Origin of the sequence: Mesorhizobium sp. M7D.F.Ca.US.004.01.2.1 (genome assembly GCF_003997785.1) — a bacterium.
Lineage (GTDB): Bacteria > Pseudomonadota > Alphaproteobacteria > Rhizobiales > Rhizobiaceae > Mesorhizobium > Mesorhizobium loti.
This window is the reverse complement of sequence record NZ_RZRQ01000241.1, coordinates 1-9,016: the sequence shown is the minus strand read 5'-3', so window position 1 is coordinate 9,016 and position 9,016 is coordinate 1. Positions and strand designations below refer to the sequence as shown.

Annotated in this window: 6 protein-coding genes and 1 pseudogene; 5 read left to right on the top strand and 2 right to left on the bottom strand. The window is 62.9% G+C overall.

All coding sequences use genetic code 11. The annotated features are described in order from the left end of the window. On the top strand, positions 1-438 hold a 438-nt coding region (locus tag EN993_RS25665; protein ID WP_127265161.1), incomplete at its 5' end, for a hypothetical protein. 45 nt (positions 439-483) lie between these two features. Here the strand turns inward: EN993_RS25665 and EN993_RS25660 are convergent. Further along, positions 484-2,805 (bottom strand): PAS domain-containing sensor histidine kinase, encoded by a 2,322-nt coding sequence (locus EN993_RS25660; RefSeq protein ID WP_109662588.1) that lies wholly within the window; start codon positions 2,803-2,805, stop codon positions 484-486. A 228-nt stretch (positions 2,806-3,033) separates the two neighbouring features. On the opposite strand from EN993_RS25660, the gene EN993_RS25655 reads away from it, so the two are divergent. Both EN993_RS25655 and EN993_RS25650 read left to right on the top strand, forming a co-directional pair. Next, positions 3,034-3,330 carry a type II toxin-antitoxin system RelE/ParE family toxin gene (locus EN993_RS25655; protein ID WP_109662591.1) on the top strand — a complete coding sequence of 99 codons (297 nt, stop codon included), beginning with the start codon at positions 3,034-3,036 and terminating at the stop codon, positions 3,328-3,330. A gap of 1 nt (position 3,331) precedes the next feature. Next, on the top strand, positions 3,332-3,637 hold the full coding sequence (locus tag EN993_RS25650; protein ID WP_109662594.1) for an addiction module antidote protein: 306 nt from the start codon (positions 3,332-3,334) through the stop codon (positions 3,635-3,637). A 24-nt stretch (positions 3,638-3,661) separates the two neighbouring features. Here the strand turns inward: EN993_RS25650 and pepN are convergent, their stop codons facing one another. Next, positions 3,662-6,307 (bottom strand): aminopeptidase N, encoded by a 2,646-nt coding sequence (gene pepN, locus EN993_RS25645; RefSeq protein WP_127265160.1) that lies wholly within the window; start codon positions 6,305-6,307, stop codon positions 3,662-3,664. Between the two features lie 156 nt (positions 6,308-6,463). On the opposite strand from pepN, the gene EN993_RS25640 reads away from it, so the two are divergent. Together EN993_RS25640 and EN993_RS25635 are read left to right on the top strand one after the other, a co-directional pair. Beyond that, complete coding sequence (locus EN993_RS25640) at positions 6,464-8,770, top strand: xanthine dehydrogenase family protein molybdopterin-binding subunit (RefSeq protein ID WP_127265159.1); 2,307 nt, start codon at positions 6,464-6,466, stop codon at positions 8,768-8,770. Further along, positions 8,767-9,016: pseudogene (locus tag EN993_RS25635) on the top strand (EamA/RhaT family transporter); the annotation flags it as partial. The gene EN993_RS25640 and the pseudogene EN993_RS25635, both read left to right, overlap by 4 nt.

The window sequence follows — 9,016 nt, the reverse complement described above, 5'->3', positions numbered from 1 at the left end:
GCCGGCGCCGTCGGCACCACGGCCTATGCCGAAAACAATGCCAGTGAAAAAATGCGTGAGGGCACGATGATGCGCCTCAACAAGGCGATGAGCGATTCCGGCGGCACCATCACCTTCGATCAGTTTTCCGGCGCTATGAACGCGCGGCTGAAAAAGCTCGTCGCCGACAATGGCGGCAAGCTGACCGTCGCCCAGCTTGCCGATGCGCTTGAGAAAGCGCGTTTCGAGCAGATGGCCAAACGCATTATCGCCCGCTACGACACCAAGGGCGACGGCACGCTGACCACAGACGATCTCACCAGTCGTGAGAAGAAGGTCTTCGCAATGCTCGACAAGAACAATGACGGCAAGATCGAAAAGAGCGAATTGCCGAAGGGCGGCCGCTTCGGCCGCCACCGTCAATGGAGTGACGACGGAGACAACAGCGATATGCAGTGAGGCTGTCTGGAGCAGGCTCCGGCGGTGTCAGTCGGAGCCTGCTGCTCAGGCCGCGACCCTGATGGCCGGCGCGGGCTTCTTCACCGGAATGCGCACCGACACGATCGTGCCGACACCTTCGGTCGAACGGATCTTCAGCGCGCCGCCCTGGAGTTCAGCCAGCGAGCGCGAGATGGCGAGGCCAAGGCCGGACCCGGTGTGGCTCTTGGAGAACTGGTTCTGCACCTGTTCGAAGGGCCGTCCGAGCTTGCCGAGCGCATCCTTGGGGATGCCGCAGCCATTGTCCTCGATCGTCAGCACCAGCGCGCCGGATGTGTTGCGGGCCCTGACCGATATGTGGCCGCCTTGGCCGGTGAATTTCACCGCATTGGACAAAAGGTTGATGACGATCTGCTTGATCGCCCGGCGATCGGCGACCAGCGTCAGCGCGTCGGCGATGCGGGTTTCCACGGTGATGGCCTTTTGCGCCGCTTGCAGCGAAACGACGCGAACCGTTTCGCTGATCAGCGGGCCGAGGTCGATCTCCTCCCGGTCCAGCGAGAACTGGCCGGCCTCGATCTTGGACATGTCGAGAATGTCGTTGATGACGCCCAGCAGATATTTGCCGCTGCTGTTGATGTCGGTGGCATATTCCTCGTAGCGCTCCGATCCGAGCGGGCCGAACAGCCCCTGTTCCATCAGTTCGGAGAAGCCGATGATGGCGTTCAGCGGCGTGCGCAACTCATGCGACATGTTGGCCAGGAATTCGGATTTCGCCCGGTTCGCCGCTTCGGCCCGTTCGGTTTCCTTCATGTATTTGCGGTTGAGGTCGACCAGTTCGCGCGAACGCTCTTCTTCCGCCCGGCGGGCGAGGCTGAGATCATGGATCGTCGCCATCAGCCGGCGCTCGCTGTCGACCAGCTTCTCCTGGTGCAGCTTGATCTGGGTGATGTCGGAACCGACCGAGACGATGCCGCCATCCCGGGTCTTCAGTTCGTTGACCTGCAGCCAGCGTCCATCCGCCAGCTGGCGCTCGAAAGTGGCGCCGCCTTGCAGTCCGCTGGTGTTGGCAAGCCGCCGTTCGGAAGCAAAGGCCAGCATGCGTTCTTCCAATGCCGCACGCGTGACGCCCGGCATCACGTCGCGGTCCGAAAGCCCGTTGTCCTGCTGGTATTTGGAATTGCACATGATCAGGCGCTGCGCCGAATCCCACAGCACGAAGGATTCGTTGATGTTCTCGATCGCCGTTCTGAGGCGAAGGTCGGCTGCCTCGGAACGCAACGCCAGATGACGCTGTTCGGTGACGTCGACGGCGATGCCGATCAGTTGGATCTCCGGGGCTTCCGGATCGATGACTTGTGCCCGGGCGCGCATCCAGACCCATTGGCCGTCGGAATGCCGCATCCGGAACACCTGGTCGATATGGTCGATCTCGCGCGCGACAATTCTGTTGGCGAGCTCGAACAGGTCGCCGTCCTCGGGATGGATGATCTGATCGACCTCGCCGAAGGACAGCATCGTGTCGCAGGGCTTGTAGCCGAGCATGTCGTACATCGAGCGCGACCAGTACATCTTGCCGCGCACCATGTCCCAGTCCCACAGGCCGCAGCGGCCGCGAACCAGTGCCATGTCGATGCGCTGATGTGCTTCGAGGTAGATGCGGTCAGCCGCCTGCGCACGCGCCGCCTGGCCGAAATAGGCGTAGAGGATGACGATCAGCACACCGGCCGTCAGCACGAACAGGGTGACGTTCAGCGAAACAGTCTTGCGCCAGGCATCGAAAACCGCGTCCTGCGGCACCAGGGCCGCCGACGCACCTTTCTGGCCATTCGCCAGGCTGACCGCCGCGTACCAGTCGCGTCCGTCGATGTTGACGTCCATGACGCCGGCGCGATCGCCGAACATGAACAATGGCTGGCCGCCTTCGACGAGGCCGTCGAGCGAATGGCCCTGCCATGGCACCGAGCGCGGTGTCACCGCGACGATCTTGAACGCACTGTCGGTGATGACGAGCACATGGCTGCGGCCCATCGCGCCCTGACGGCTGGTGGTCTCCAGCAGATCCTGGATGGCGCCGGGCACCGTGTCCGAGGTGGTGGCGAGCGAACTGGCCAGCTGGCCAGCCGCCAGCGTCAGGATCGCCTTGGCATTGCGCTCGACATCGTCGCGCTCGTTCATCAGCGACAGCACGCGCAGTGCCGCGATGACGATCAGGAATGTGATGATCAGGACGGGTATCGATCGGCGCAGCAGCGGCTCGGCGGCCAGAAGCCGCCGGTAGGCCGGTTCGGCGATGAGCCGCGTATTCCCAGCAAGGCCGTCGCTGCGCGTCTCACGATGCGCAAAAGCCGTCCCTCCGGGCGCGCCCCACGCGTCCGCCTTCGCCATAAATGGCACTCCCCGAATTTGCCTATGCTGCTTGTTGATCCGGCAAACGCCGCACATCCGAATCGTCAGTAAAGAATCAAAGGTGATTCGCCTTGTCCAGTGGTCCGGCGAAAAAAGATTAAAAATCGACTAAAATAACGCCGAAATGGGCCAATGCCCCCTATGGAGTGCGCGACCATCTCTCTGAGGTTTGCTTGACAGATTGTAGTTTATAAACTACACTCTCTCATGATCGATCTGAAGCAGACCGAAACGTTCCGAAAATGGTGGACGCGACTGAGGGATGAGCGCGCCCGAGGAGCGATCTTTGCCCGGCTCGACCGTCTTGCCTATGGGCATCCGGGAGATGTCGAGCCCGTGGGGGAGGGGATAAGCGAGTTGCGTATCCACTACGGTCCCGGCTACCGCGTGTATTTTCAGAAGCGGGGGAGCACGATCATCGTCCTCCTATGCGGGGGCGACAAAGGCACTCAGAAGAAGGACATCACGACAGCGAAACGGCTGGCAAAAGAATGGAGTGAATGACATGGCTGAAAAACTGACAACCTTTGATCCGGCGGAAGGCCTGACCTCCGATGAGGCCATTGCGGCCTTCATGGCGGAAGCATTTGCTTCCGAGGATTCCGGCTATATCGCGCACGCGCTGGGGGTCGTGGCCCGCGCCAAAGGCATGGCCCAGATAGCGAGCCAGACGGGACTTTCGCGTGAACAGCTTTATCGCTCGTTCAGTGAGAACGGCAATCCGACCCTGAAAACGACGATTGCCGTGATGAAGGCGCTCGGAATCGAGTTGACCGCTAGGCCCCAGTCCCATCAGCCGGGACTGGTCTAACGGGCGCTTGAAGAGATTACGCACTCACGCCAGCGTGCGCTCGACGATATCCCGCAGATCAGCCGACAGGTTTTCGGCGCCGGCGATCGACAGCAGCGCTTCCCTGGCCTTGGCCTGCCGCAAAGGTTCGAGCGAACGCCACGATCTGAGCGCCGTCGCCAGCCTTGCCGCCACTTGCGGGTTGCGTTTTTCGACCTCGAGCACAGTCTGAGCAAAGAACCAGTAGCCTTCGCCGTCGGCGCGGTGGAAGCCGGTCTGGTTGGCACTGGAGAAGGTGCCGATCAGCGAGCGCACCCGGTTCGGATTGCCCATCGAGAAGGCCGGGTGGCTGGTCAGGGCCCGCACTGTGTCGACGGTCTGCGGCCCCGGAACGCTGGCCTGGATTTGGAACCATTTGTCCATGACCAGCGGGTCAGACCCATAGATCGTCTCGAAAGCCGCCAGCGCTTTGACCGCCTCGGCCGAACCATGGTGACGATGCGCGAGCACGGCAAGCGCTGCCGCGCGGTCGGTCATGTTGGTCGCCGACTGGAAATGCCCGGCGGCGAGTGCCGCTCCGCCCGGCTGCAGTGCCAGATAATCCAGCAGGGTGTTGCGCAAGGCGCGTCGTCCGGCGCTCGCCGCGTCGGGGCTGAACGCGGCCTTGTCGGCAAGGCTGAGGTAGAGGCCCGAAAAGGCGTCCCGGTTCGCGGTGCCGATCGCCAGCGCCAGCGCCTCGCGAGCCGCATAGATGGCATCGGGGTCGATATTCCTGCCGATGTCGCGGGCAATGTCTGCTTCGCCGGGCAGCGCCAGCGCCAGCGCGCGGTAGGCCGGCTCCAGCGTCTCGTCGGCGGCGATACTGCCGGCGAGTTCGGTCAGACGCGCCGCGAAGACCGGCTGCTTGCCTCCGAGGATTTCTCGGAAGGCGGCAATCAGTGCGTCGGTCAGCAATGTGTTGAAGGCCTGCCAGCGCGAGAAGGCGTCGCTGTCGTGGCGGGCGAGGAAGAACTGGTCGTCGGTCTTCTGTTCGACCGCCAGGGTCACCGGCGCCGAAAAACCGCGGTTGAGCGAGACGGCCGGGCGCTCGGCGACGCCTGAAAACCGCACCATGTGGCGGCGCTTGCGGACATGGATGACGCCATCCTCGACACTGGCGCCCTCGACGCCGCTATACGCCACGGGCTTGCCGCCGGCGCCGATCAGGCCGAAGGCAAGCGGGATGTGCATCAGCCGCTTGCGGCTTTCGGAGGGTGTCGGCGGCACCGACTGCTCGATTTCGAGCGTGAACTCGCGCGCAGCCGGATTGTGCGTCGAACTGATCGTCAGGTTGGGCGTTCCCGCCTGATGATACCAGAGCGCGAACTGCGACAGGTCGCGGCCGGACGCATCCTCGAACACCTTGATGAAATCCTCGATCGTCGCCGCGTCACCGTCGTGCCGCTCGAAATAGAGGTCCATGCCGGCGCGAAAGGCGTCGACTCCGAGAATTGTGCGGATCATGCGCACCACTTCGGAGCCCTTCTCGTAGACCGTCGCCGTGTAGAAATTGTTGATCTCGCGGTAGCGGCGCGGCCGCACCGGATGCGCCAGCGGGCCTTGGTCCTCGGGAAACTGATGGGCGCGCAGCGTGCGCACTTCGGCGATGCGCTTGACCGCGCGCGAGCGCTGATCGGCGGAGAACTCGTGGTCGCGGAAAACGGTCAGGCCTTCCTTCAGGCAGAGCTGGAACCAGTCGCGGCAAGTGATTCTGTTGCCTGTCCAATTGTGGAAATACTCATGCGCGATGATCGCCTCGATATTGGCGAAATCGGCATCCGTCGCGGTCTCCTGATCGGCCAGAACATATTTGTCGTTGAAGATATTGAGACCCTTGTTCTCCATCGCGCCCATGTTGAAATCGGACACGGCGACGATGTTGAAGACGTCGAGATCGTATTCCCGGCCGAAAGCCTCCTCGTCCCATTTCATCGACCGCTTCAGGGCGTCCATCGCGTAGCCGGCCAGCTTCTCCTTGCCGGGCTCGACATAGATGCCGAGCTCAACCGTGCGGCCGGACAGGGTGACGAAACTGTCGGCGACCTGGCCGAGATTGCCGGCCACCAATGCGAACAGATAGGATGGCTTGGGGAAGGGGTCGTGCCAACTAGCATAGTGCCAGCCGTCGCCGAGGTCACCCTTGTCGACCGGGTTGCCGTTGGACAGGAGCAGTGGCGCCTCGTCGCGCATTGCCTCTATGCGCACCGTGTAGACAGACAGGATGTCGGGTCGATCGAGGAAATAGGTGATGCGGCGGAAGCCCTCGGCCTCGCATTGCGTGCAGTAGACATGGCTCGAGCGGTAGAGGCCCATCAGCGCTTCATTGCCCGCCGGCGCCAACTCGGTCTCGATCAGCAGTTGGAAGCGGCGCGCGGCCGGCGGCTTGAGGATGGTCAGCTGGTCCGGGCTCGCCAGCATATCCGCCGGTTTCACCTTCTTGCCGTCGATCTCGATGCGCTTGAGCGTCAGCCCGTCGCCGTCGAGCACCAATGGTGCCGACACGGAGACGCCATCACGGCGCTCGACCGTAAGCAAGGCGGTGACGTGCGTTGCGTCTGGCGAAAGGCGGAAAGTGAGGTTGGTTTGCGGAATGAGGTAGTCGTTGGGGCGATAGTCTTCGAGCTTGAAGACCTGGCCGGTGTCCGTGCGCATTCCGTGGGTTTTCCTGTCGATGGCGTTGGCGGCGGATTGTGTCCGCTGGTCCAAGAAATTTGAAGTCCGCGCTCTTTACACGAAACGGCCCCTCGACAAAACTGAGGCAATGCCTATTTCAGGCCTTCCTTCTCCGTCATCACCGCGAGGCATCCATTGACCGTCGTCACACCGAAATTCGGCATGGGCGCATCCGTGCTGCGGCGCGAGGATGCCGCCTTCATCCAGGGACAGGGCCGCTATACCGACGACATCCAGCCGGCTGGCGTCCTGCATGGCTATGTTCTGCGCTCGCCAGTCGCCAAGGCCAGCTTCACCATCGGTTCGACCGAGGCGGCGAAGGCGGCACCCGGCGTGCATCTGGTGCTGACCGGCAAGGACCTCGCTCATCTCGGCGATCTCAAGTCCGGTGTCATGCAGGAACAGCCGGACGGCACCAAGGCGCCGACGCGTGACATCCCGATCCTGTGCCGCGACCGGGTCAACTATGTCGGCGATGCCGTTGCCTTCGTCGTCGCCGACAGCCGTGCTTTGGCGCAGGATGCCGCTGAACTGATCGACGTCGACTATGACAGCGAAGATGCGGCCTCCGGGACGGCAACGGCACTTGCCGAAGGCACGCCGCTGGTCTGGCCGGAGCTCGGTTCCAACCGCGCCTTCACCTACCACATAGGCGACAAGAAGAAGACCAAGGCGGCTTTCGCCAAAGCCGCCCATGTCACCCGCATCGAATTCGTCAACAACCGGCTGGACTGCAACTACATGGAGCCGCGCTCGGCGATCGGCGAGTGGAACATTGACGAGAACCGCTTCGTGCTGACCACGGGGTCGCAGGGCGTGCATTCCATGCAGTACATCCTGGCCGGCCTGTTCAAGATCAAGAAAAATCAGCTGCGCGTCATCACCCCCGATGTCGGCGGCGGTTTCGGCCCCAAGAGCTTCGTCTACCGCGAATATCCGCTGGTGCTGGAGGCGGCAAAGCGGCTTGGCCGCCCGGTCAAATGGGCCGGCGACCGCACCGAGCACTTCCTGACCGACGCGCAAGGGCGCGACAATTTCGTGACTGCCGAGATGGCGCTGGACAAGGATGGCCGCTTCCTCGGCATGAAGGTGGACCTGCTCGCTAACATCGGCGCGTATATCTCGCAATACGGTCCGTTTATTCCCTATATCGGCGTCACCATGTCGACCGGTGTCTATGACATCCAGGCGCTCGACGTCTCGGTCACCGGTCTCTACACCAACACCTGCCCGGTCGATGCCTATCGCGGTGCCGGTCGGCCGGAAGCAGCGTTCCTGCTGGAAAAGCTTGTAGATGCCTGCGCCCATGATCTCAGCCTGCCTGTCGAGGAGATCCGCCGCCGCAACTTCATCCGGCCGGAGCAGTTTCCCTACCGGACGCAGACCGGCCGCCTTTACGACAATGGTGAATTCGAAGGCCATATGGAGCGCGCCATTGAACGGTCCGAATGGAAAGCGTTCCCGGCGCGGCTGGCGCAGTCGAAAGCTGGCGGAAAGATCCGCGGCCTCGGCATGGCGACCTATATCGAGGCCTGCGCCTTTCCGGGCTCGGAGCCGGCCTTTGTCGAACTCAATGGCGACGGCACGGTGACGTTGAAGATCGGCACCCAGACTAACGGGCAGGGGCACGCCACCGCCTATGCGCAGTTCCTGTCGGAGAAGCTCAATCTCGACATCGACAAGATCCATGTCCGCCAGGGCGATACCGACGAACTGAAGGCCGGCGGCGGCACCGGCGGCTCGCGCTCCATTCCGCTGGGGGGTGTATCAGCTTCCCGCGCGGGCGAGGATCTGGCCAACAAGATCAGGCGCATCGCCGCCGACGAGCTTGAAGCCTCTGCCGGCGACATCGAGCTGTCCGATGGTGTTGCCCGCATCGTCGGCACCGATCGCACGATCGATTTTTCCGCCATCGCCAAGGCCGCCAAGACGCCGGATGATCTCAAAGGCTTCGGCGAGTTCGTGCAGGACGAGTGCACCTACCCCAACGGCACCCATATCTGCGAGGTCGAGATCGATCCCGACACCGGCGCCACCGAGATTGTCCGCTACACCATCGTCGACGATTTCGGCGTCACCGTGAATCCGATCCTGCTCGCTGGCCAGGTGCATGGCGGCGTCGTGCAAGGCATCGGCCAGGCACTGACCGAGGACACCATCTATGGCGAGGACGGGCAACTGCTGACGGCGAGCTTCATGGACTACGCCATGCCGCGCGCTGACAATTTCCCGTTCTTTCATTTCGAGACCCGCAACGTGCCGTCGACGACCAATGCGCTCGGCATCAAGGGGGCAGGCGAGGCCGGCACCATCGGTTCGACGCCGGCCGCACTCAATGCGGTGACCGATGCGCTTTGGCGCGCCTACGGCGTCAGGCACATCGACATGCCGGCGACGCCGGCGCGCATCTGGGCAACGATCCGGGAAGCCGCGGGAGCGTGACAGCAGGCCCAGGCAGCTCCACAGCCGCAGCCAGCGATCGTGCCGGCGGGCACAACACGCTCACCGGCATCACGCTCAAGATCATCTCGGTGGCGGTCTTCGTCGGCATGCAGACCTGCATCAAGGCCGCAGGCACCGTTCCGGCGGGCGAGATTGTCTTCTTCCGCTCCTTCTTCGCCATCTTCCCGATCATCGCGTTTCTGGCCTTCAAGGGAAAACTTGGCACTGCGTTCACCACCAAGCGGC

What these genes read in the sequence shown, in the direction of transcription:
- EN993_RS25660 (WP_109662588.1), bottom strand. Translation starts at nt 2,805, where the DNA reads ATGGCGAAGGCGGACGCGTGGGGCGCGCCCGGAGGGACGGCTTTTGCG.
- EN993_RS25655 (WP_109662591.1), top strand. Translation starts at nt 3,034, where the DNA reads ATGATCGATCTGAAGCAGACCGAAACGTTCCGAAAATGGTGGACGCGA.
- EN993_RS25650 (WP_109662594.1), top strand. Translation starts at nt 3,332, where the DNA reads ATGGCTGAAAAACTGACAACCTTTGATCCGGCGGAAGGCCTGACCTCC.
- pepN (WP_127265160.1), bottom strand. Translation starts at nt 6,307, where the DNA reads ATGCGCACGGACACCGGCCAGGTCTTCAAGCTCGAAGACTATCGCCCC.